Here is a 24,028-nt window from a genome sequence, read left to right as displayed (position 1 = left end):
CAGATCGCGAAGCATGTCTACAACTTATTGTTGGTCCAGTGGCAGTTGTTTTTCGTAACTGATGCCCGTATCCACCTGTTGAAAACCGACCGATTCGAATAGTTGTAATACGCCCGCATCGTTGGCAGGAACGTGCGTCTCGACTGCGCCGAAGTGCTGTTCCTGCAAGTACTTCAGAAACTGACACAACAGGTATTTGCCCACACCTTTGCGGCGGTGTTCGCTCCGCACCTGCACATCGACCAGACCTGCCGTGGGGACTCCGCGTCGCCAGCCAAATTCTTTCATTTCCCAGAAGATGATCCGTGCTGCAGAATGCAGCGAGGATTTGTCGTTCAGGCGAAATTCATTCAGATTCAGTAAGCTGTAGACGCACTCCCGCCACCAGCTTCCCAACCGGGGGTTAGGTAACGTCTGGGTTTCCATCTGTCGCATCAGTGGGACAAACCGCCGATCAAAAAGGGAAATCGGCTGACGTAAGCCCCGTTCCAAAACGATTACCCGATCTCGTTCTTCATATTGATGGGCACGCAGAAAGGGGTGGGCGTTTTCGTCGCTTAACAAAACCCCAGGAGCGTTACTGCCACCATAAAGGCCGTTGTAGAATGGCTTTGCTTCAATCGTCGAGCCACCAATCATTCGTTTGGCACCTGCCTTCAGCAGATACTGTTCCGCACGTTGCAGTAATTCGCTGCCGATTTTCCGGCGTTGGTATTCCGGATCGACTGCCACAATACACACCACACCCAGGTGGGGATCCAGGGTGTTTAATTCCGCATTGGGGCCGAAACCCGCATGGCTGAAACCGACAATCTGGTGGTTGTCTTCCGCAACGAAAAAGCCATTCGGGTCGAAATAGGGTTTATTCACCACAATGAGGTCGAAGTAGCTGTTGTTGTTCAGCTCTACAGCACCCCGATGCTGAAAACAACGGTTCCAGAGTGATGTCAGGCCAGGAGGATCCGAATTGCGAAAATTGCGGTATTGTATCACGATCGCAACTTACCCACGGTGCGGCAGAAAAAGTTATTCGCTGTCGTCTTTATGATAGGGTTTCTTCTGTTCATACAACTTTAATCTTGCCTGGGAATCAGCATCGTCCAATGGCGACTCTTTGGCTGTCTTCGCCTTGATCTGCATTTTCACCGCTTCGTCAAACTGTCCCGCTTCCGCATAGGCTGCTGCCAGCGTATCCAGATACGTGCCATTTTCGTACTTTGTCAGTTCGCATGCTTTCAGGGCATATTTCAGAGCCAGCTTGCCATCCCGCACCTTCGCTTCGGTGGTGGTGCATAAAAACCAGGCAATTTCATTGTTGTTGCCGGCATCTTCTGGTTCCAGCCGGATAATTTCTTCCAGGTCCTTGCGAGCCAGATCGAACTTTTTCATATCGCGATATGCCGAAGCTCGATTCCGGATCACCAGCACATAATCCGGGCTGAGCGTTAATGCCTGATTAAAATCGGCGAGAGCTTTGTCGTACTTTTTCTGCCGACGATAAATCAGACCGCGATTGTTGTACCACCCCACTGAGGTGGGGGAAAGTTCCAGTGCCTTGGAATAATCTTTCAGAGCTTCATCATACTTTTCCAGCCTGCTGTAAGCCCAGCCACGGAAAGCATAATGATTGGTTATTTCAGGCTCTTTGGCAATCATTTCGGTGAAGTGCCCGGGTGCATCACCCAACCGCACCATACTGTCCTTCATCACCCATACTTCATTGCCACTATTGTTTACCTTGATGTACGATACTCCGCTGAACTGGTCTTCGGCTGTCACTTTGTGTTCAATCGATTGAAGTTGCCCCGCCGGAACCAGTTTCCGGTTGGCTTCTTCGCGATAACAACGGATGCTGGTATGTTTGATCAGCACCGATTGCCCCACCCAGTCTTTGCGTGGGGGCAGTTTTGGTGCCGCAAGGAGTTCTGCGGTGGCAAGCAGCGGCAGAATGAGTGCAACAATTCGAACCATTGATTTCATTGTGAACAACTCCTTGAAGTAGTACTTTCAGGCGGGATGATCGTTGGGCTTTCAGCTTTGCATGGGACTACAAAATCTAGGCATTTCGATAACAAATTTGCCAAAGAAATTAACTAAATTCTTTAAATCGGTAATGTTAATACCTTTTTTGCCACCAAAATCATAATTTACGTCAAACGAGTACCTTGAAGCAACAAACAAGCCGTCATATTCATCTATGATACTCTCAAAGGTTGAAAAGAGTGAAAAACAACTCTCGTTTGAGTATGCTTCTCTTAAATTTGCCTTTAATTTCTCATCGATCGATTTGTATAACTTGGTTAATGAGTGTTCTTTTTTGGTAGGTGCAGCATTAACCTGATAAACCCCACACATACTCTCAGTTTCATCTTGTGAATATACATTCTTTGCGTTCAAGCTTTTCAAATACAATTCGATTGCAAATGCAGCGACCATACACAATGGACGCGCACAGTGATGTCCAGCAAGCAGCTTGTCGAATAGTAAGTTTGTTACATCCCTGAACTCATTAGCCGCATTCAATATCTGTCGATTTGGAATTTCTGATTCTGGCAATAATTCAGGGTACACTGTATTTCTAGTACTATTCATCGTTATTTACTTTAATAATTGCAAATTAGCCTTGCATGGCGGCTAGTTTTGTACGGGCATCTTCCAGTATCGCTTTGGTTGCGGTGGCACCCACGCGGGTAACGCCCAATTCCCGAACCTGCATCAGTGTTTCGAAGGTTCTTACCCCACCTGCGGCTTTCACCTGAACGTGGGCCGGAGAATGTTTTCGCATCAACGCCAGGTCTGCAGGTGTGGCACCACTATCGCCGTAACCGGTGGAGGTTTTCACCCAGTCCGCACTCACCTCGCCACATATTTCGCACAGCTTAATCTTTTGATCATCATTCAGAAAACAGTTTTCGAAGATCACTTTTACTCTGGCGTGGTTACTGTGGGCAGCCTGCACCACCGCCTGCACATCTTTTTTCACGTAATCGAAGTCGCCCGACAGCACCTTCCCAATATTCACCACCATGTCCAGTTCGACCGCACCGTGGGCAATTGCCTGCAATGCTTCTGCCACTTTGATTTCCGTGGTATGCCCACCGTGGGGGAAACCAATCACGGTGCTGACAGCCACGCCAGAACCTTCCAGCCACTCTTTGGCCAGATGCACGGCATACGGTTTAATGCACACACTTGCCACCTGGTATTCCCGCGCCAGTTTGCAGCCTTCTTCCAACTGTGCATCGGTAAGTACCGGTTGCAACAGAGAGTGATCAAACATCTTTGCCAGTTCAGCTAGTGTGGGAAAGCTCAAGGGTGGTACCTCAGAAGTTACGCTATTTTTCATTCATTGTAGGGCATTTCGCAGCAGGTGGGTATTTGTCTGCTGTTTGCGAATTGATCAGACGCTATTTTCAAGAAATGAAGGGCTGCAGCCGAACGAAACTTCCGCGGACCAGCACCTATCGACCGGTAACTACCTGAAACTTGGCGTCTTTTTTGATGGCAAACACCAGACCGTGGGGACGTAAATCCCTTGTCAGGCCGGGTTTGTATTGAAAGACCACCTCACCCTCTTTTTCGCTGGCGGTAATTTTGTCCTGACCAGACCCCGACCAGCGAAACACGACCACCTTCTCTTTGCTAAAATCAACCAGTTTGGCAATACTTTCTGCGGTTTCTTTATTCCCCACTGCCTTTTCGAGTTCTTCCTGCTTTTCAACCACTGTGGGCTGATTTGCACGCCCACGGGCGCCTTCTATTTTCACATCCAGCGACCGCACCAATTCGTCGGCACCATAAAGAGGCAGGGTAAACAGCATCAGTGCGACAACGCACACCATTCGGGAGTAATTTCTCATGACTTTCTCATCTCCGGTTGAAAAACAACGTCATCTTATTCGAAAGACGACCCACAGAGAAAATAGTTTGTCGAAAAACAAAAATAGTGAAATTTTTTATAGAAGGCACAATAGATTAAAATTAATTCATTATTGTTTGAGTTGGTCCAGGCTTCGAACTAATTGCTGCAGTTCTCGCTGAATCTGTTTGCTGATCTGCATTTCATCTTCATCCACCCACCGTTTGAGCTGGTTGTTCAGATTAAACTGTTCGTTTGTTACAGCAATTCAGTGGCTGCTTGATCATCAAAGTCGCTTTGATACCTTTTCGTTCAAATGATCTATTTCTACCCGCAGCCAGTGACGCCAGCATGTGCGGGTGGTTTCGGAAGTAATTAGTAGAAATAACCCTGCCCACAGATAGCCCCAGGAGCTATTACGAACCAGCCAACTACTCGCACCGATTGCGTGGAACAGAGTCATCACAAAGGCAATGACAAACGCCCAGCGTGAGGGCAATCGCAACAGCAGCAGGCACTGGATCATCAGCCAGCATGCTACAACACCTGTAAATACCCAGGGACCGTGGGCAAGTACGGGTTTCAGCAACGGATTGTGTTCTACGGCAAGGCCATAATTCCCCTGCCAGAATGGGGATGGCTGACCAGCAAGTGTCTGGCAGAAATCTGTCAGATACACCACCACGGGTGGGATCATCAGCCAGAAGCGAGAGCGGCAATTTGGCGACAGAAACAAACCCTCCCACACTACGCCAGTGGGCGGAGGAGGTTCTTCATGTGCTTACCCAGGCGGTGGATCAGCAGATAGTTCACCGTGGCGGTGCCTGCCTTCGCACCAATTTTCCCAAACACTTTCCCCAGAAGGACTTCCGTCACAGGCAGGTGGGGCTGCACCAACTGTGTAATTTGGTCGGCGGCCATATCTTCCATCCCCTGTAACTGTCCCGCCAGATACGAATTGAAGAATACGCGGGAGAGCAGCACCATCGTTTCCAATCGCCCGGCTCGCAGGTGGTAGATGCGGCACAGGTCGCTGGCCATGGCAAAGTTGAAATACATGATGGCAGCGGTATCCACCAGTGCGTTGGGTGAAGCGGCACTGACCACCCAGGCTCGCCTGGCCCAATAAGCAATCCGTTGGTCGGCGATGCGGTCCAGCGTGGTCTGAAAATCGCCCTGAAACGACCCGAACCATTGTTTGGGATCAGACCAGCGATCCGGATTCAACAAGTCATCGCGGCTGCTGACCATTTTCTGAAAATCGGGTGCGGCAAACCCCAGTTTTTCCAGTGCCTGACGGTCTTTGACATTGCGGACGGGATATTCATTCAGATACTGCACCAACTGTGTGCGTGCCTGGTTGGTTTTGGTGTTCACCAGCCAGCGAATCTGGATCCGTTCCTGCAATTCATCCAGACCACGAAGCTGTAACTGGCGGTTGCGACGTAATTTGATGTACATGGTGGCAAAGCGAATGATGCCATAGCCCACCAGAATGCTGAGCAGTGCGAAGACACCCCACGAGATCATCTGTGGGACACGGGGCATCGCCTGAATACTGGCTATGGCCAGCACCACCTGATTGAAAAGGTAAAAGCCCAGCAAGCCAGCAATGAAAATAAATACCAGTCCCGCCAGCGAATGACCGAAAATGCCTGTCATGCCCAGCAATGATCGCTGGGTATGGATCATCATTTCCGCTTCATCCACTCGGTGGTGCAAGGTGGTGTCTTCCCAATCCTGCAGATCCGGTGGGGCTACCGCAGCCTGATCCGGAATCTGTGGCAGGCGGGCCCCATCCTTTTCATCCGGATCACCGTCTCGTGGGGAAAATTCTGGCCCCGCAGGAATTGGTTCTGCGGTTGGCTTTTTCACTTCCCCACCAGTGCGTGCCACCTGGGGCAGAAAGCCATCTGGCCCCACGTGCGTATCCTCTTCGCCAGCAGGAGTTTGCGGCAAATTTGGTTCGCGTAATCGTTCGGACATGGCAATCCCCCTGTGCTTACCAGCACACAAATTGAAATAGGTCGTTCAGTCCTGCCTGTTCGGTGGGCACGTTTGCTAATGGCGATACCCGTGGGTAAACATCCGGATACACATAATCGCCCGGTTGCCAGCCATCGTGCGGCCAATCGTGCGGAACTTCCGATGGCGAAAAGGTTTGCGGCACGCCAGGTTCCAACGGTTTTCCCGAGGGGTCGTACAACAAACAGCCTTTCATGGTGCGTTGGCCTTCCGCAACCTGGGTGGCACCAATCATCGCAGCAATCTGCATCACTTCCACCTGAATGCCTTGTTCCCGCAGGTTCCGCACATGGTGGCCCACTAATCTTTCCAGTAATCCTTTCAGTTTCACGCGATCGTCCATCGGCACCCGATCCACTTTGGGCACTACAAAGGCAATACGCCGCACGGATGATCGACGTAACTCCTTTGGCAGTAACCACTCGCTGAGATTCTGCCACGCAGTATCCAGCACCCCCTGCTTTGGGTTCACGGCTTGCAGCACTGTGTCGATCATCGTCCGCACTCCATTATACATGGCCGGACCGTGGCCCAGGATCGACAATACATCCACCAGGATCACCAAACTATGACAGGTTTTTAATGATTGGAAGATCGGTGCGAGTAATTGTTCGCGATACAGACGAAAATTCTCCCGAAATGCCCCTAAGTGTGGGTGATTTTCAGGCAGAGGGGAAAATTCATGCTCCGCATCAATTCCCACGTGGCGTTCGTTCACAATCTGTTCTTCCGTCAGACCACGAACCACCTTACCGTGGGGATCGAGCAACAATGTCGAAGGTGTGAGAAAATGATGAAACGTATAACGGGCACGCACCATGCCATGTTTGTACGACTGCACAATCGTTTTGATATCAGATTGCTGATTTTCAAGTGCGGTCAAAAACTCATGAAAGTGGGGCCGCAGGTGCATATCACCACGAATATATTCCAGCGTGGTGCGTGACCAGTGCGAATAGGCCTCGCCCACTTCAGCGTGGGCCATCATTCCCAGATCGCTGATCCGTTCGCCGGGTAGATCAAAAAGACGCACCAGGCCTTTGCTGAATCTCCAATCGCTGCGAGAAAAAGAAAACGCATACTGCGAGGCGGCGTGAGTCTTTGCAGGCCACCTTTTGCCGGTAATCAGGCGATTTCGGTAGCCGGCATAGTCAAACCAGGGCAGGTTGTAGCCCAGTTCCCTTTCTTTTTCGGTAGTGATTGCCTGAAACTGGCTTAACTCCACCACGCTTTTGCCTTTGCCCAGCCGAAAACGCTGTGGTTCGTGGAATTGCAGGTGATTGATCAGGGAAGTCAGCAGCACGGTTTTGCCAGACCATTGTGGTCCGATCAGACCAATTCGCCTTTCCAGGGTTTTCCAACGCAGATTCGGCGAAGCAGCCATGAATTTTCTCCCACAGAGGAATATTCGCACCAAATGTGCCACAATTTGGCCACGTGGGAGAATTGTAACAGGAATTTAAAACTTTTTTACAAACGAAACCGGTTTTTGATTCGTCTACTACATTAATCAAAACTTCTGATCACCATTTTGGTGAGTAGGATGCATGAAGTTGCTGATTTCTTTTAGTTGTTGTGTGCTGTTGTCGTCTGTGGTTGTGGCACCACCCCAGGAAGCAAATACCGAAGCCCGCGCACGCATTCTAGTTCGGCAGTTGGGCAATGCGCAATTCAAACTTCGCGAAGTGGCGGCCGCAGAACTGACCAGCATGGGCCGAATTGCCAAAGCCGCACTGGAAGAAGGCCTGAACAGCGAAGATGCTGAAATTTCGGTACGCTGCTCCCAGCTTTTACCAAAGGCACTGGCCTATGATCTGCGTTCCCGCATTGACCGATTTGTAGCGGACAAAGAAGGTATACTGAGTCATGACCTGCCCTTTTGGAAGGAATTTAACAACTTGCTTGGATCAAGCATACCAGCACGTGAAGTATATCTGGAATTGTTGCAGAATCACACTGAATTTTTGTTCAAAGTGCAAGCCAACAACTCTAAACAAGTTATTTGTGATTATGCAAGGAAATTGCACATTCAAGCGTATGGTGATCCTTTGGTTGTTGCCGGGCTTCCAGATACTTCCTCTACATCAGTCAAACCTGACAAAGTTTTTGCTGTTCTATTCGTTGCTACTGCTGTAAAACTAAACATCGATCTTGAGAGACTATATTTTATTGGTCTTTCTGATCTTGATTCTTTTGTAGAATCCATGAAAAGTGCAAAAGTGGGCTTGATCTACCAGAAGGTCCTGTACAGTTTCCTGACTAATAATCTCGATGATTTTGCATTGCGAAATTTAAGCAAGTTGCTTGTTACTAATGGATATTCAGAAGGCGCAAATCTATTAGCAAAAGCACTCATAGCTAACAAAAAATTACGATCTGATACTGCTGCAGAAGTTATCTACGCGTTAGCATGTCTTGGAAATAAATCCCACATTTCTGCTTTGTATAAATACACAAAAGATAGCAGAATAGTCAATGAATATCGTGTAGTGGCGTTGTCTCAGGTACGTGATTTTGCACTTGCAAGCATTATACATTTGAGCGGGAAAGATCCTGCTAGTTATGGTTTTGCCAATTGGTCAACACCCAAAAAACTGCAATTCACATTTCCAACCTCACTTGGTTTGCAGGATGAGAAATCCCGAAGCGAGGCGTTTAAAAAATGGGCTTTCGATTCAAAATAGTTCAGCAATGAAATGATCTGAAACGAAGTGAGACCGATTGGACCAATTTGACTTTGCTGCTGTACGGTTTATTATGGTTGTCGTGATCAAATTTTCACTATCCGAGAGAATTGTAACAGGAATTTAAAACTTTTTTACAAACGAAACCGGTTTTTGATTCGTCTACTACAATAACGGGTAGTTCTGGACACCAAATTGGTGAGTGGGATACATGAAGTTGCTGATTTCTTTCAGTTGTTGTGTGCTGATGTCATCTGTGGTTGTTGCAGCACCTCAGGAAGCAAATACCGAAGCCCGCGCCCGCATTTTAGTGCAGCAGTTGGGCAATGCGCAATTCAAACTTCGCGAAGCGGCAGCCGCAGAACTGACCAGTATGGGCCGAATTGCCAAAGCCGCACTGGAAGAAGGCTTGAACAGCGAAGATGCCGAGATTTCGGTACGCTGCTCCCAGCTATTACCACAGGCACTGGCCTATGATCTGCGTTTCCGCATTGAAAAGTTCCTGGCCGACAAAGAAGGCAAGCAAAAACACGACCTGCCACTGTGGAAAGAGTTTACCGAACAGGTTGGTACGGATCTGGAATCGCGTGAAATTTATGCAGACATGCTGCGAACCCAATCTGATCTGCTGGATATGGTGCAAACCAAAAATGCCAAAGAAGCCATTCGAGCCCACGCACTGGAACTGTATACCAACGCGTTCGGCGATCCTTTTGGTGGGGGTTTTCGTGGGCGAATTACCAACCGGATTGAAGCGAAATCAGTATTTGCGTTACTCTTTGTTGCATCTGCAGTAAAGTTTGATGCCAGCGGTAATGATTGGTGGTTCCACAGCCTCTACCAGCAACAGCCGTTTATGCAGGCCATGAAAGACACTAAAACCGGCCCGTTGTATCGCAAAGTGTTCTTTAGCTATTTATCGAACAATATGAACGATAACACACTGAACAATTGCAGCTATATGCTGGTCAGCAATGAGATCGCTGAAGGTGCTGATCTGATGGCAAAAGCGTTAAAAGACAAAAAGCCACTTAACCAGTATACCAAAGCACAGGCAATCTGCACCATGGCCAGCCTGGGCAATAAATCCCATATTCCTGTGCTGCAGGAACTGATGAAAGACACGCAGTTGATACAACGGGTGTTCATTCAAGGGAGAGGGAAAAACGGCGAATGTCAGGTGCGTGATGTGGCACTGGCATGCACCATCTACCTGAGTGGGAAAAATCCGAAAGACTATGATTTTACCGGCTGGTTTCCCCCACAGAAGCGGAATATGATTCAGTACCATGCGCTGGGTTTTGTCGATGAAGATTCCCGCAAAAAAGCATTTGCAAAGTGGGAAACTGATTCAAAAAACCTGACGACTGAAAAGAAAGAAGATCCCAAAGCACCAGTGGCTCCGAAATCCAAATCGAAACCCGAACCACAATCGGAAGAGCCTCTGCCACCACCTGATGGACCAGTTGACCTGCCAGTACCAGAAAACGCAATTCTGCAGCAAGAAGTTCCCCCACCTGAGAAGAAGTAATTGTTCTTCGCTGTGGGGTCATCTGAACAACCCGCAGTTTATTTTGCTTTTGGCCATTTTCAATCTCATCCCATTGCGTTTTCCCGTGGCTATTTGATTTTTGGTGCGGGATAAGTTTAATGAACAACTAAGACAGGTGGCCCGGACCGCCGATAAATTTGCTTGTTTCAGGTGGAAAGGGCTATTTGCCGATGAAGGACAATTTTTCGCAGCAATCTTCCCCACCGGTGGGTGGGGTTTCCGCAGCAATCTGCCGACGTAACCTCTTACTCTTGTTGGGTCTATATCTGATTTATGGCCTGATTGTTGCGGGTTCGCTATCTTTCTTCTGGTCGCGTGAAAGCTGGGGCATTTCACTGGCATGGGATGTTCCGGTGGCACTTGTTGCCATGGTTCTGATTGCACCCATCCAGCACCGACTACTGCTGCTTGGGGAAGAAGCGGGTTTACGTTTGCTTTGCCGAAATCGGCTATGGAACGAAATCCTTGGCGATTGGCTGATCCATTTTCCTTTCAGTGGCAGCACGCACCACACAAGGATGTTGCAATTAACTCACTACCACCGTCCAAATGACGTAACTATTGATGGCGAAAGGATTTGCGCTGAAAAAGCTGGTTTCTTTCCACTCAAGGTGGGAAAACTGTTGCGGCTTTCCGCCCTGATCAACTGGATTGTGTCGCGAAATAATTACAGTTTTCTCACAAACACCAGAAATCCACTGCTCGATCCGCAGGTGCCACCAAATCGAACAGCACTAAACATTGGCACGGCCTTTGTGCTGATTATGTTTGCGTTTCTGATCACGATGTATCTGCTGAACGATCGCTGGTTTGTGCCTTACCTGCTGGCAACTGTCCCACCAGGCATGTGGGCGATCACGGCAACGATCTTCTGGTTACTCCCCGCCAGATACTATCATTATTCCCGCATGAACGCACCTTATTCGTCGCGTTCGATGACCATTCAGCGAATTACCTTTATTCTGTTTCTTAATCTGACCCTGGGCTGGGTGACCTATCTGACAGGTCGTTCTGCCGTACTGAACTATATTGTGCTGTGGGCGGGGCCGTATGTTACGACCACGGCTGCGTGCCAGATCATTCGTTACTGGCGGCAGCATGGCAATCTGGTGGATGGACAGGTTGCCCACGACCGAAAACCGCGATTGTTGGGAAAATTGTTCATTTTTCCACTGAACTCCCAGTACCATACAGTGAAACATCGCTTTCCACGCACCCCGTGGGCAGAATTACCCGCCTTGGCTGCCCGCACCGACTTGCCAGCGGAAACTGACGTGCTGAACGAAGAAACCCTGCTCCCACTGGTGGGAAATGGGATTCCTCCGGTAGAGAAGACTTAAAAGCACTTTCCGACAATAATTTAATGAACAGCTCCCAAAGTAGTGCTGTCAAAAATGATTTGGAGAAAAGTATTTCAAAACCGAATTTCCAGCATTTTGAGAGAGTTATCATCAAAGGGGATGCAAAACGTTGCAAAGATTTTGAAGGCAACCGTGGAACGATAATCTGGCTAGACTCTTCCGCCTTTCGATCGAACAAGAATTCAAAAATCCCAAACGATTGGCTCTACATTGTTAATGTCAGTAATTCTTCAACTTGGAAATCTTTTTTCGAATCAGATCTCGAATCCTTGGGTTGCATTGACTCAGAGTCTGATCACCTTGGTATCCGACCAGAAATTTCTTTTGATTTGGTGATGGAAGATGAGCATCAATATATGGAGGGAAGTTATCGACTTCCCGGTACCTTATGGAATGTCGTCATATTTAAAAAGAGTGAAGTTGATGAATTGGCTTATGAGTTCACAATCTGGGAGCCAGCTACAATATGGGAACGTGCAGCCAGTGGAGTGGTTATTCGATTCCCACTCAAAGCAAAAATGGGACTTGAAGAAATACTTAGCGCGATGACCAAGGTGTTCCAATTCAAGAATTGGACTGTCGTCAATGGTCCCGATTCAATGTTACTGCGGTAAAACTATTCATTCACCTACAAAGTAAAGCAATGAAATACCTTATTCGAGTCTGTTCGCTGTTTCTTCCGTGTTGCCTGCTGGGTGCCTCATCGATGCCCGCTTTTGCAACACAGCAGCCAAATATTTTGCTGATCATGACCGATGACATGGGCTGGATGGACCTGAACTGCCAGGGGAATCAGCGATTAAATACCCCACAGATCGATCAACTGGCAAAACAGGGCATCCGATTTACCAATGCCTATGCCGCAGCACCAGTCTGTTCACCCACACGTGGAGCAATTATTACCGGGCTGGCACCCGCACGACTGCAGATTACGCAGCATGGTAAGGATGGCCCCAATTTCTGGCCAAAAAATCGACCATTGCAGCCACCCAAAGCACAGCATGTGCTGCCACTGAAAACGGTGACGATTGCTGAACGGCTCAAAAAGGTGGGGTACCAGACGGGCTTTTTTGGCAAATGGCACCTCTCTGGCGAGAAGAATGAGAAAAATCTCACTGAAATTGGTGGGCCGGATTATTGGCCGGAGCACCAGGGATTTGATGTCAATGTCGGTGGTTGTGGGTTTGGAGGCCCACCCACGTATTTTGATCCCTATCGGATTCCTGCGATCAAACCACGCAAGGTGGGTGAATACCTGACGGATCGGCTGGCCGATGAGACGATTGCTTACCTTCGCACGAACAAGTCCAAGCCCATGTTCGTGTGCCTGTGGACGTACAATCCCCACTTTCCATTTGAGGCACCAGCAGAACTGGTGGCCAAATATGAGGGGAAGACCGGTCCCGGGCTGAAAAACCCCACCTACGGTGCCCAGATTGAAGCCACCGACCGGGCAGTAGGGCGAGTGCTGGATGAACTGGATCGCTTGAAATTAGCGGAAAACACCCTGGTGATTTTTACCAGCGATAACGGTGGCTGGGATGGTGCTACGGATAATCGCCCACTGCGATCCGGCAAAGGCGATCTTTATGAAGGTGGTCTGCGTGTCCCACTGATTGTTCGCTGGCCAGCCAGTATGAAATCAACAGAAGAATTGCAGCCCGGCACCACATCCGATACTCCAGTAATCAGCATGGACCTTTCGGCAACAATTCTGGAAGCTGCCAAGGTTCCAATGCCCACCACGGAAGTGATGGATGGTCAGTCGTTACTGCCAGTGATGGCCGGCAAAAAGCTGGCGCGTGAAAGCATTTACTTTCATTACCCCCACTATGCGTGGCACCGCAGCAATCGGCCGGGTGGTGCGGTGCGATCCGGCAACTTCAAACTGATCCGCCGTTACGATGATCAATCGCTGGAATTGTACGATCTTGCCAAAGATCCTGGCGAAAAGCAGAATCTGGCAGACACAATGCCCGCCCAGGCAAAAAAATTGAATCTGCAACTGGAAAACTGGCTGAAAACAACAGCAGCCCAGATGCCCACTGTGGTGAAAAGTGATTTACAGAAATAAAGTTCTTACCATAGGTGTTCTTAGAATTTCTTCTCGTGTATGCTGCTTCGCGGTCGATTTTGTGATTCCTTGCTTTAAGAGAGTCCCTGCGCGCCTGGATTGTCATTGCATCAATGTTAGATGCAGCACTTGTTTTGTATGAACAGTTTCTCATTTTTCATTTGGACAACATTTGGCCACAACCCGGTCAGTTTGGATGAAAAACAGCCCACAACTGTCATTAGAAACGACATTTTTCCAGCAAACACTTTCGATTTAAGCAATAATTTCCGCTTTTGGCATCATTGCTTGTTTTTGGCGCGCCTTTTGCTAGTTAATCGAACGGTATTTTACATCACGAGGAATTCATGAGTAGAAAAGCGTTTACGTTAATTGAACTGCTGGTGGTAATTGCCATCATTGCGATACTCATAGGACTGTTGCTGCCCGCTGTACAAAAAGTTCGCGAAGCAGCCAACCGTGCCAAGTGCCAGAATAATCTCAAGCAGTTGGGGCTCGCGCTGCACAACTTTGAATCTGCCCATGGCACCTATCCGGTCAGTATGAACGCACCGGTGGGGGGCATTTTCGGTGTCAACAACGGTTCCTGGTCGGTCCACGGCCGGATTCTGGAATACATAGAGCAGGGCAATGCCGGCCTGCGAGTCGACCTGGAAGTAGGCTACGATGCCCAGTTGGCGACAGGGGTGCCCCAAACCCGAATTCCCGTGTTCTTGTGCCCCAGCGAACCGAATGACACTGTGCGTCTGAAAAGTGGCGCTCCCTACATTTACCCCCACAACTATGGGTTTAATTTTGGCACCTGGACGGTATGGAACCCTGTCAACGGTTCAGGCGGTGATGGCGTCTTCTATCCCAACTCCCGCATGACGACCGGTGCAATTACCGACGGGATGAGCAATACATTAGCCATCGCCGAAGTAAAGACATTTACGCCCTACGTGCGGAATCCAGCAACCGATCCCGGCCCCACTCCTTTAGATATTGCCGGCATTCAGGCAATTGCACCAGCTAGTAGTCCGAAGTTAGGGCCCACGACAAACGACAATACGGGCCACACCGAATGGTGCGATGGCCGGGTCCACCATTCGGGCTTTACTACGGTATTTACACCAAATACACAGGTCCCATACACGGTAGGTGGCAAAACCTACGATATCGACTTCAATTCGATGCAGGAAGGCAATAGTGCTACGCTGCCCACCCGTGCCGCCATTACTTCCCGTAGTTGGCACACTGGTGTAGTGAACGTGGCAATGATGGACGGTTCCGTGAGGTCTGTGCGTAACAGTGTGCAATTGGCGATCTGGCGTGCAATGGGAACACGTGCCGGTGGCGAAGTAATTAACGAAAACTAATTTTCCATGCTGGTGAAATTTTGCCAAATGGCGGAAAAAAGCGGAAAATGGCGGATAGTTGACATGTCAGGCAGTTCAACACATCCCACTTGCGACATTCTTGAAGCTCAAGGCTTCTCCCCAGTGATTTCACTGAGCAGCTTGTAAAACCCTTTCTTTCGGGTGCTGTTACTTTTCCAATTCACTGGTACACTTTGGTAGCCTTCATTAAAGCTTTCGCCCTTCATGCGAAAATCAAAATAGCCCCACGATGCATATTCGCTGATCGCCGAAGTAAAGTTGTTGGTGGGTTTGTCGAAGTCGAAGTGGTCGTCTTCGTTAAACAGAATTGGCATTGGGCGATAACCTTCCACCTTACGAGTCAGTCGAACCATTTCAGCAATCCGTTTTGGCTCCTTGACACCGTTTCCGTGTAACAGCAAAAAGTCCGAAGCTTTGACAACATTCGATTTTGGGATGGTATTCCCACCATAGCTGGTACCAGCAAGCAGCCGGTGTTTCTTTTCCGTGCTCCGTTGTTTCACCCGTTCAATTAATTCGTGGACACGGTCCGGTCGAAGGATTGCATGGTCGTATCGAACATTGCACTCGTTGTTCACTTCGATCAGCACATTGGTGTACTTTTTCGCAATCAGCCAATCCACGGCCGCATCCACAGCCACAATGACAGCCGCTTCGTCCCTTACACGTTCATCCTGGCCGAAGTAAAAGAGCCCAAGGATTACCACCATTCCAAGTTCGTCCGCTTTATTAATTACGAGTTCCAGTCGTGCCATATATTTCTGATCCAGCGTACCATCAGAATTGATCGCTGAATTGTGCCAGGGCTGCAGCTTCGAATACCCCTCCGGGCTACCGCCCTGAAGATTTACTGTGAAAGCCAACAGGCCATGTTTACGCCAGTTGGGCATCATCTCAATGAACTCTTTCGTGTTCCGGTCTGGGTCCCACTTCTTTGTGTCCGGATACGCCCACCTGGCTACCGTTGCCGGGTTGCGGTCATCGAATATCGCCTGCACCATCCGACTGTTGAACAAGAGTCCTTCGATTGATTTTCCATTCCAGGTGAGTCCCTGATAAGTGGGTTGAACATTCAGCAAAAACTGCTCACCTTTAATGCTGACCCGGGTTGCAGGCTTGGGTGCTGCAAAATGTGTGTTCGAGGCAACGAACAGAACAAGAATTGAGAGGAGTCTGAAAAACACAGTTGTTCTCCTGGTGAATGAATTGTGCAAGTATTGTCAGCATACGTGGAAAAAGGCTGAAAATGAGCGTGGGAGGTATTTCTGGAAAAACACTTGACTATTTCATGGAATCATGAAATAATGAATCTATGGAACCACAACTGCCGATCAACGAATTACCGAAGCTTGGTGGTCCAGAGGCAGAAGTCTGTCCCAGTGGGGTTCATTCGCACGATCGCCTGCGGCACGTTGTTTGTGATCTTCGCCAGATCGAACGGGCTGCGGGGATGTTTCGTGCGATGGGTGATCCTGCCCGCATGCACATTCTGGTGCTGCTTATGGATCAGGAATGTTGTGTTTCTGAGTTGGTGGAACATCTGGGCGAAAAAAACTCCACCATCTCCCAACGCTTGAAGATTTTGCACACAGAAGGATTGCTTCGCCGACGGCGGGATAAATCCCACCTGTATTACTCGCTCGCAGACGACCACGTGCGTGATCTGGTTCGAAATATGATGGCACACGCCGCCGAATCGCACGCACATAACGATTGATTTATTAAGGAGAAATGAAAATGAGTCACACCCATCCTGATCACGATCACAAACACGGCCCCGCATGTGGGCACACCGGAATTAAGCACGGCGACCATGTGGATTACCTGCATGATGGTCACCTGCACCATATGAGTGGCAGCACGGTGGAAGAACATGTACTGCCTGTCAGTGGCACGAATCCTGCAGATTGCACCCCACAGCACGCCTGTGGTGGCCACGCACCTGACCATGTTCATGGACCTGGCTGTGGGCACGAAGCAGTACCACATGGCGACCATGTGGATTACCTGGTCGATGGCCACCTGCACCACCCCCACAACGGCCATTGCGACAACCACGGCCCAGTGGAAGTGGTGAAGTAACTCATTTTTTGCAGAAATCTTTCTGATCTGACCTTAATTTCATCCGTTTTCTGAGAACGGATTCCACTAAGACTGAATGGGTTCTTCTTTTTCGGGAAGGTTGATCAATTCGGAAGAAGACCGCTTTTGAACTGCCCAATATTGCTGCAGAGTATCCCAAAGTTCATAGCCACGGTGAAATGCATTGGTCCAGATCAGCACTTCCATCTTTTTGCCAGGCTTTACCGTTCCCCAGGCCCACGGTTCGTACTTTCCATGTTGCACGATTAGTCGGACTGGGTGTAGAATTTTTAGTGTTTTTCGAATATCCAGTACCACTGCCCACGGTACGGTGCGGTAACGCCAGCGTGGGTTCAGCAAGAACCAGGTAATTTCGGTGCTTGTAATCGTGATGCCGGTGTGGCTGACAATGCACCCAATTGCAATCAGCACGCAGATTGGCAGTGCAATCAATGCCGCACCCGGCTGATAATACGTGGTCATCAGCCCAACACCCAGGGCAAAAATTGCAGGTAAGATACTCCGGTGCCATTGGCGGCGGAAAGTGACGGAATTGGTCATCGGACGGCACCTGTAGTAATGGCAGAATCGTATCGAGAACTTTTCACCGAGAAGAATCTGTTCATAGTATTTCGTGCGTCTGGGAACTGGATTTTCTCATTTAATTCTCATCAATTTTGCCCACGTTGGGCCAGTAATCGGGCAAAGGTGCCACAATCACCAGTGGTTCCTGGCGAAAAGGATGAGAAAGCTCTAATTTTTGGGCGTGCAGTGCCACCAGTCGATCTTTATCGCTGGCTGCCGGTGGGCCAAATTCCGATGTGCTGCCGTATTGGAAATCCCCCACGATCGGCAGACCACGGGATGCCGCCTGTACTCGCAACTGGTGCATGCGACCGGTTTTCGGCTGCAATTGCAGCATCGTGTGATTGTCATCAAACTGTCGGATCACTTTCCAGTGGGTAATGGCCAGTTTGGCTTTCGGGGTTTCTTCCGTGCTGATCTCTGCTCTGGCTTCGTCTTCAATTTTCAACAGATAATCGGTCCAGGTGCCAGACTGTACCGTGGGGCAACCATGCACCAGCGCCCAATAGGTTTTCTGGACGGTATGTTGCTGAAACTGGGCATGAACCCGCTGGGCCGCTTTGGTGTTGCGTGCGAACAGCACCACCCCACTGACGGGACGGTCCAGTCGGTGCGGAATGCCCAGATAAACCCCAGCTGGTTTGTCGTATTTCAATTTGATGTATTGTTTGGCAATTGCCTCCAGAGAAGAAATCTCTGGTCGTGCCTGGGTTAGCAAAGGGGCCGGTTTGTTGAAAGCCAGCAGGTGGTAATCTTCAAAAATTACCAACTCCTGACCGGGGAATTGTTCGCTCATTGAGATGTTATAGAACGCACAAAACAGAACGCCCCAACGTAGAATCTGTACGACTGGAATTACCCAGAGTAACTTATATTGGTGTACAAGCACACAATCGGCTCGACCCACATTTAACCGATAAAATCGATACTTTTTCCGATGTTCCATTGACATCAAATTCCAGAACAGGTATATTTACAACCAACTTACATTGACTGTGAGTTGTGTTGAGCAGAACACCAAAATTTCGTGTCTCAAAAGCTTTCTCCCAGGATTGTTTTTGAATCAGATACGAAGTGAATTATCGTTCCCAGGGTAAGCCATGAAGGATTGTCTTCTTCGAATTCCTACTCTCCTATCCATGCAGTCCCATGTATTGGAATCTACTCTGACGAAATCAGCAGTGACACAAACACGGTATCCAACCGCGTTAGACTGCGTTCTGTAGCTTTGCCTCTTTAACTTCATTGAACAATTACTGGAAATGGAACAATGTTGAACCATTTCGTGGGCGAAATTTGTGAATTTCCTGTGCTGCAGCGATAGCAGTAACAGATTGCGTACCCAATTCGTTCGGCGGGTCGGGATTGACCCACCGAGAGCCAGGATGCTCTCGGCAAGTGCTATGGATGGCAGGGGCTGCCAGGTATTACCTGGCTCGGCTCGCCCGAATGATGGTAGGTCAGGAATGGATGCTTGGCCGAAGATGCCAGGGGGGTCAGGATGACCCCCTGAGGCGTCATTGAAGATAACACCCAGACGTACATCGAAATATGGGCTGCTGACTACAAGGATTCGTACGAGGCTCATCGGTACCTCTTCCAAGCAAGGACTCGCGAGGGAGAGCTACCACTTTTTCAGGCCAGGATACTCTGGCGATCACTTTGTGTTTTGACCACTTTTTCAGGCCAGGATACTCTGGCGATCGCTTTGTGTTTTGACCACATGAACGCGCGGAACAACGATAGCAAAAGGTTTTTCGTTGTGGTACGTGCAACTTTTGCTAAAAATCCGATTCCAATAAAAAACCGGAGTCAGGGAGGATTTGCCCGCATGATGGAAAATCAGGTAAGATGACCTGAAAATCGTTCCTGCAGGCCCACCCATGACCCGCGAATTTGATTCTCCTTGGAAAGAAACTTTAGAAAACTATCTGCCCGATATTTTCCAGATTCTCTTCCCACAGTGGCACCCCACGTTCGACTGGAGTGCTGGCTTTCGCTCCGCTCGATACCGAATTACGCACGTTGCTGCCCGATTCCGACGCTGGGATGGTGCGTGCCGATGCCCTGTTTGAGGTGTACGATTTAGAGCACCCCGGCCAGACCGTAACCATTTTTGTCCACTTTGAGGTTAAGGCACAAAGGGATCCCCAGTTGCCTGAGAGAATGTTTGATTACTACTGTCGGATTCGACAAAAATACGGCAAAAATGTTTGTAGTTTTGCCATTCTGGCCGACGATGACCCACGCTGGCGATCAGAACCTTTTGAAGTTTCGATTTGCGGCACCCGTTCGTACTTTGAATTCAATGAGGATGGCAAAGCAAAGTTTTTCTCCCACGACAACGTGCCCAAGTATGATTTCAGTTACGTGATCGAAGATACCCGCATCAAACTGACGATCTACAACGGGTATTCCTGGTTTGAAGGCGAGATTACAGAAAATACGATGCAGGGAACGGTTCAAAACAAAGCAGGCCGCTCAGAGCCACGCACGTTCAGTAGGAAGTAAAATCCAGATATTGCCCGCACTTTCTTTGTTGTTTGATTGCAAGTGGATACATCCAATTGGAACAAACGATTTCGTAACAAAATAGGCAATCTGCAGCGATTTTGTTGATTGTTTGGCTGGCACAATCTGCACTGCTGGAACTTTCAGAATATTTGGCAAATCACGATCAATCAAACGCCGATTCAATTATTCAACTCTGCCGCACCGTGCGGCTAACATTGTCCAAAGTCCCTATGGAACTCGCCATGCCTGTCCGACCAAATTTGTTGCCAAAGCTATTTATGTACGCGTCTTTGGCATTCTTAATGACTGTTTCTGTCGCGTGCCACTCCACTGATGTGGGGGATAAAATCCACGAATCCAAGCACTTGTTGCGGGTGTTTCACCACCCGGATGACCATCCCACGATAATCACGCCGCAGATGAGCAAAAAGCCCACGATGATGGCACTTGCCCACGATCTGGATACGTTGGAACAACAAATTGACCTCTACGGAAGTGTGACTGCGAAGAACCCCGATATCTGGGGTCAGGCTCGTTTAACCCGCTACCGGGAAGAAATTGAACAGCAGATGTCTTCCGAGTTGGGAAAGTTCAAGGAAATTATTTCAGGACAGGTATCCCGTACCGACCAGTCATTCTTGCAGGAAGCGACAGCATTATCGCTGGTTGCCACCCAGCCAACTGGCTTTTTCAGCAGACCAGAACGCCAACTGGTACAACCCACCACGCAGATTGGAAATTTTACCTCCGCACCTGATGCACCGAAGGTGGGTTCAGAGTTAGTCGGTGGCGATCCTGCTTTCAAACGCAACGATCCAAAACCTGCAGCTCAATTTAAGCAGGAGTTTGAAAAAATCGGCCTGGAACCAGTGGAGTATCTCAATCAGAAAAAACGCTATCTGGAATACCTTGCTCAACTGCGCAGAAACAATGAAGGTGATGACACCGCAGACAGCCCCGGGTATTCGCTGAATCTGTTACGAATCCCTGTTTCTTTACTGCCAGGCAAATTGACCGATAAAGGCCACGGTGCGGAAATCAACTTTACGATCAATCCCATTCTGAGCGACGAATTGCTACCCACCACCTTTCGGAACTTGATGATGAATGATATTATCGAGCAGATTAGTTTTCCCCTTGCCAAGTTTCTGGAAAGTCCTGCCTCTGAATTGGTGACAGATCCAATTCTTCGATTGGTTGTAAGAGACTTATATGATTTGCAAGATGTTGCTAATATGTTGCAAAACATAAAATTGGCCAAGAAAGAAGAAATATTAAAAAATCTGGAATCTGCAGAATTGTACGCAAAGGAAAAGCTTGCTACACAATTAGTTTCACAAATATTTGATCAAAACACTAATCAAATCAATGACTTAATCCAGCTTGCAAACGAAAATTTTGATTCATTAAAAGGAATCAGCGCGGAGAATTTTTATAATGCAGAGTTTAATTCCAAAATGAAAAATGGAAGATGGGATCTCAATGCTACAATCAATCGATTTGAGGATGTACAGAAGAAGTTAAAACAAAATAAGAATCAAAAAGAGAACAATGAAATTCAACCTCAGCTGCAACTGTCCACAGAAAATAAATGTATAGATCATTTGTGTAGTGTAATAGCTGCAAACATCAAGAAGCAAGTTGCTGCATCAATTGCAATGGTAAATACGCTTATAGAGAAACTTGCAAGTTTAAATGTGCCATATGCTACCGGCACTAAAAAGCAACAAACGTTTCCACTTTCTCAAGCACTTGAAGTCTATGGTGTAGCTTATCCATTTGAGATAGCCCACAGAATTAATTTCGCTTTGGGACAAAAATTCAAAATTCAAGGATTTGCTCATTTACCTGATGTCCAGTCCTTCCTCAAAGGGGAAGTTGATGCTGCTTATCGACTACTCAGCAATGACCAGAATCTTGATTTATGGAATCGATTTGTAACGCCGGATTTAGTTACAGCAATACGCACTCGTAATTCACAACAACTAAGTGATTTGCGAAAAGAATTCCGAGGGATGATTGTCAACCGAACTGGCTTTTCTGATAAAAACAATCCCGATAAACAAGCGGAATTCAGTTCCACTGCGGCAATAGCCTGGATGTTACTGGTGGAAGCAGCATTACTGACGGATCGCACAGTGATTGATATGAAAGAAGCCACTGCTGCCAGGCAGCTACCCTTGGGTAACCAGGCACAGTGGCTTGATTTTTACATGCCCAATCCATCTCCAGAGGCACGCCGAGTGTTCAACGAATATGTGAAGACTCGTTGGCCCATTCATGTATTTGCATTAGACCCTGTTACCGATGATCAGAATATTGCCAGTTCTTTCAGCATGCGGCGGGAAATGCAGTTTGCTGCCTCGCTGGCATTCATCTCCGGTCGGATGAATATGAACCAGTTTCGGAGATTTGCTCGTAGGTTGGAAGCCGATTTTGAAACGATTGACCTCAATCGCAAGCAGGTGGGCTTCACCCATGGCGAAAATATCTTTGGCTGGCGGTTCTATCCCCGCTTCCAGACGCCGGAACCTGCGGGCACTTTGACCACCATCATTCGCGACCACATTACCGGTGGGCCAACAACAGACGAGCTTTTGAAGCAACGCCGTATGGAACCGGGTGCTCGTGAATGCGTGGCATTGGTAGTCATGCCCAGTTTTGTCCCCACGGTGGAGATGGATGTCAGCAGCAACTGGTTTGATCTGGTGCACCCCAAACACAAAGTGTTTGATATGACCCAGACAATGCGGCTCAGCCATCGGGTACAGATGATTCGTACCAAGAATTGCGAAATTGCCGACGCAGACAACTTCCGTGCGGGCGACATGGAACTGATGGTGAAGCGAGCAGAGCAACTTTCAGCACGCTTGCCATTGGCTCATATGAACTCTCAGGTTCCGATTGAAGGTAACCTGGGTGGGTTCGAACTGTTTTCTAACAGCACCACCGATCTGGCCCCACAGTTGTATGGCTGGTACGGCGCCCCCGGTGTTGATTTGAATAAAGACACCACCTTGTATCTGGTGGGCGATCACTTTAGCGTCACTCAGACTCGGGTTCTTGCAGGCAATCAGGACGTGGACCCATTAGATGCTAAAAATGTCTATCTGCATGAAGAAGTAAACGGCGAGAAAAAAACAGCACAGTTAACTGTACCTACCAAGCGTATGATCAGTAGGCAGTTAATGCAGGTAACAATCCCGAAAACTGCAATCCCGACTGGTTCCAAAACGATTCAGATCAACGTGGCAACACCGTACGGCGTTAGCCAGGAACTGATGGTGCCTGTGGTGAATTTGAACGCACCCCCACCTGCGATTCTTCCTGCTGACACCACGATTGTGTATGCCAAGAAGTACTCTGGAGAAAGCAAATTTAAGACTGAAATTAAGGGGCTGAAAGAACAGGAGCCGATATGGGTGCGGTGGCCAGCCAGTGCGGGTGCACCTGCAGAATTGAAAGAAATTGTTTTTCAATTCGACTACGATGGTTGCCCTTACGAAATCAAACTTTCTCCAATGGCTACAAATTGTTTTGATGGCAAACCGATTATGAAGCACTACATGATCGATCCTTTGAGTATTAAGTTCATCGCTGAGGAAATAAATGCAAAATTGGCGTCTGTGGGGCCGTTTAACAACGAGAATAACCCATTCAAAGACCCAATTGTATCTGGCAAAATTACACTTGTACCAAAAGCGGGCCGTTCCGTTACTGCGGATATGCAGATCAAATTGAACTTCCAATGTTCGATCGAATAAGCCCCTATATATTTATCCTTGGTTATATTGCTAATTGTGCATATATCTGATCGTTGATATAATTGGCATCCCTGGAAATAATGAAATAATTCTCATTTATCTCCGACTTCTCGTTTCCCAAGCAAACTGACCGTTCACTGTGCCTCAGT

General features: G+C 48.4%; 21 protein-coding genes. 10 read left to right on the top strand and 11 right to left on the bottom strand.

What is annotated here, in order from left to right; all coding sequences use genetic code 11:
- Nucleotides 1–24 precede the first annotated feature (24 nt).
- The 8 genes from R3B84_18120 to R3B84_18085 form a co-directional block, all read right to left on the bottom strand.
- Nucleotides 25–993: a GNAT family N-acetyltransferase gene (locus tag R3B84_18120; protein MEZ6142479.1), complete on the bottom strand. Its 969-nt coding sequence runs from the start codon at nt 991–993 to the stop codon at nt 25–27.
- A gap of 33 nt (nt 994–1,026) precedes the next feature.
- Nucleotides 1,027–1,980 carry a tetratricopeptide repeat protein gene (locus tag R3B84_18115; protein MEZ6142478.1) on the bottom strand — a complete coding sequence of 318 codons (954 nt, stop codon included), beginning with the start codon at nt 1,978–1,980 and terminating at the stop codon, nt 1,027–1,029.
- A gap of 51 nt (nt 1,981–2,031) precedes the next feature.
- Complete coding sequence (locus tag R3B84_18110; protein MEZ6142477.1) at nt 2,032–2,571, bottom strand: hypothetical protein; 540 nt, start codon at nt 2,569–2,571, stop codon at nt 2,032–2,034.
- A 46-nt stretch (nt 2,572–2,617) separates the two neighbouring features.
- Nucleotides 2,618–3,280 (bottom strand): deoxyribose-phosphate aldolase, encoded by a 663-nt coding sequence (deoC, locus tag R3B84_18105; GenBank protein MEZ6142476.1) that lies wholly within the window; start codon nt 3,278–3,280, stop codon nt 2,618–2,620.
- A gap of 181 nt (nt 3,281–3,461) precedes the next feature.
- Nucleotides 3,462–3,860, bottom strand: a complete 399-nt coding sequence (locus tag R3B84_18100; GenBank protein MEZ6142475.1) for a hypothetical protein — start codon at nt 3,858–3,860, stop codon at nt 3,462–3,464.
- Nucleotides 3,861–4,145: 285 nt separating this feature from the next.
- Nucleotides 4,146–4,595: a hypothetical protein gene (locus tag R3B84_18095; GenBank protein ID MEZ6142474.1), complete on the bottom strand. Its 450-nt coding sequence runs from the start codon at nt 4,593–4,595 to the stop codon at nt 4,146–4,148.
- An 11-nt stretch (nt 4,596–4,606) separates the two neighbouring features.
- Complete coding sequence (locus R3B84_18090; GenBank protein MEZ6142473.1) at nt 4,607–5,845, bottom strand: YcjF family protein; 1,239 nt, start codon at nt 5,843–5,845, stop codon at nt 4,607–4,609.
- Nucleotides 5,846–5,861: 16 nt separating this feature from the next.
- A complete protein-coding gene (locus tag R3B84_18085; GenBank protein ID MEZ6142472.1) occupies nt 5,862–7,268 on the bottom strand; it encodes a YcjX family protein in 1,407 nt (468 codons plus the stop codon).
- A 163-nt stretch (nt 7,269–7,431) separates the two neighbouring features.
- On the opposite strand from R3B84_18085, the gene R3B84_18080 reads away from it, so the two are divergent.
- The 6 genes from R3B84_18080 (at nt 7,432) to R3B84_18055 (ending at nt 14,913) form a co-directional block, all read left to right on the top strand.
- On the top strand, nt 7,432–8,568 hold the full coding sequence (locus R3B84_18080; protein ID MEZ6142471.1) for a hypothetical protein: 1,137 nt from the start codon (nt 7,432–7,434) through the stop codon (nt 8,566–8,568).
- A 211-nt stretch (nt 8,569–8,779) separates the two neighbouring features.
- Nucleotides 8,780–10,099 (top strand): hypothetical protein, encoded by a 1,320-nt coding sequence (locus tag R3B84_18075; GenBank protein ID MEZ6142470.1) that lies wholly within the window; start codon nt 8,780–8,782, stop codon nt 10,097–10,099.
- 191 nt (nt 10,100–10,290) lie between these two features.
- On the top strand, nt 10,291–11,460 hold the full coding sequence (locus tag R3B84_18070; protein ID MEZ6142469.1) for a fatty acid desaturase: 1,170 nt from the start codon (nt 10,291–10,293) through the stop codon (nt 11,458–11,460).
- A gap of 23 nt (nt 11,461–11,483) precedes the next feature.
- A complete protein-coding gene (locus R3B84_18065) occupies nt 11,484–12,095 on the top strand; it encodes a hypothetical protein (GenBank protein ID MEZ6142468.1) in 612 nt (203 codons plus the stop codon).
- Between the two features lie 29 nt (nt 12,096–12,124).
- Complete coding sequence (locus R3B84_18060) at nt 12,125–13,555, top strand: sulfatase (protein MEZ6142467.1); 1,431 nt, start codon at nt 12,125–12,127, stop codon at nt 13,553–13,555.
- Nucleotides 13,556–13,902: 347 nt separating this feature from the next.
- Complete coding sequence (locus tag R3B84_18055) at nt 13,903–14,913, top strand: DUF1559 domain-containing protein (protein ID MEZ6142466.1); 1,011 nt, start codon at nt 13,903–13,905, stop codon at nt 14,911–14,913.
- A 107-nt stretch (nt 14,914–15,020) separates the two neighbouring features.
- Here R3B84_18055 and R3B84_18050 read toward each other — a convergent pair whose 3' ends face one another.
- Nucleotides 15,021–16,118: a hypothetical protein gene (locus R3B84_18050; GenBank protein ID MEZ6142465.1), complete on the bottom strand. Its 1,098-nt coding sequence runs from the start codon at nt 16,116–16,118 to the stop codon at nt 15,021–15,023.
- Between the two features lie 128 nt (nt 16,119–16,246).
- Here R3B84_18050 and R3B84_18045 point away from each other — a divergent pair, with 128 nt between their 5' ends.
- Nucleotides 16,247–16,651 (top strand): metalloregulator ArsR/SmtB family transcription factor, encoded by a 405-nt coding sequence (locus R3B84_18045; protein MEZ6142464.1) that lies wholly within the window; start codon nt 16,247–16,249, stop codon nt 16,649–16,651.
- A 20-nt stretch (nt 16,652–16,671) separates the two neighbouring features.
- Complete coding sequence (locus R3B84_18040) at nt 16,672–17,016, top strand: hypothetical protein (GenBank protein MEZ6142463.1); 345 nt, start codon at nt 16,672–16,674, stop codon at nt 17,014–17,016.
- A gap of 66 nt (nt 17,017–17,082) precedes the next feature.
- Here the strand turns inward: R3B84_18040 and R3B84_18035 are convergent, their stop codons facing one another.
- A complete protein-coding gene (locus R3B84_18035) occupies nt 17,083–17,577 on the bottom strand; it encodes a hypothetical protein (GenBank protein ID MEZ6142462.1) in 495 nt (164 codons plus the stop codon).
- A 100-nt stretch (nt 17,578–17,677) separates the two neighbouring features.
- Nucleotides 17,678–18,397, bottom strand: a complete 720-nt coding sequence (locus R3B84_18030; GenBank protein ID MEZ6142461.1) for an RluA family pseudouridine synthase — start codon at nt 18,395–18,397, stop codon at nt 17,678–17,680.
- 1,190 nt (nt 18,398–19,587) lie between these two features.
- Here R3B84_18030 and R3B84_18025 point away from each other — a divergent pair.
- Both R3B84_18025 and R3B84_18020 read left to right on the top strand, forming a co-directional pair.
- Nucleotides 19,588–20,112: a hypothetical protein gene (locus R3B84_18025; protein ID MEZ6142460.1), complete on the top strand. Its 525-nt coding sequence runs from the start codon at nt 19,588–19,590 to the stop codon at nt 20,110–20,112.
- Nucleotides 20,113–20,357: 245 nt separating this feature from the next.
- Nucleotides 20,358–23,879, top strand: a complete 3,522-nt coding sequence (locus R3B84_18020) for a hypothetical protein (protein ID MEZ6142459.1) — start codon at nt 20,358–20,360, stop codon at nt 23,877–23,879.
- Nucleotides 23,880–24,028 lie beyond the last annotated feature (149 nt).

Origin of the sequence: Zavarzinella sp., assembly GCA_041399155.1 — a bacterium.
In the GTDB taxonomy this organism is placed as follows: Bacteria; Planctomycetota; Planctomycetia; order Gemmatales; family Gemmataceae; genus JAWKTI01.
The sequence above is the reverse complement of the archived record's forward strand: the minus strand, read 5'-3'. Positions and strand labels throughout refer to the sequence as shown.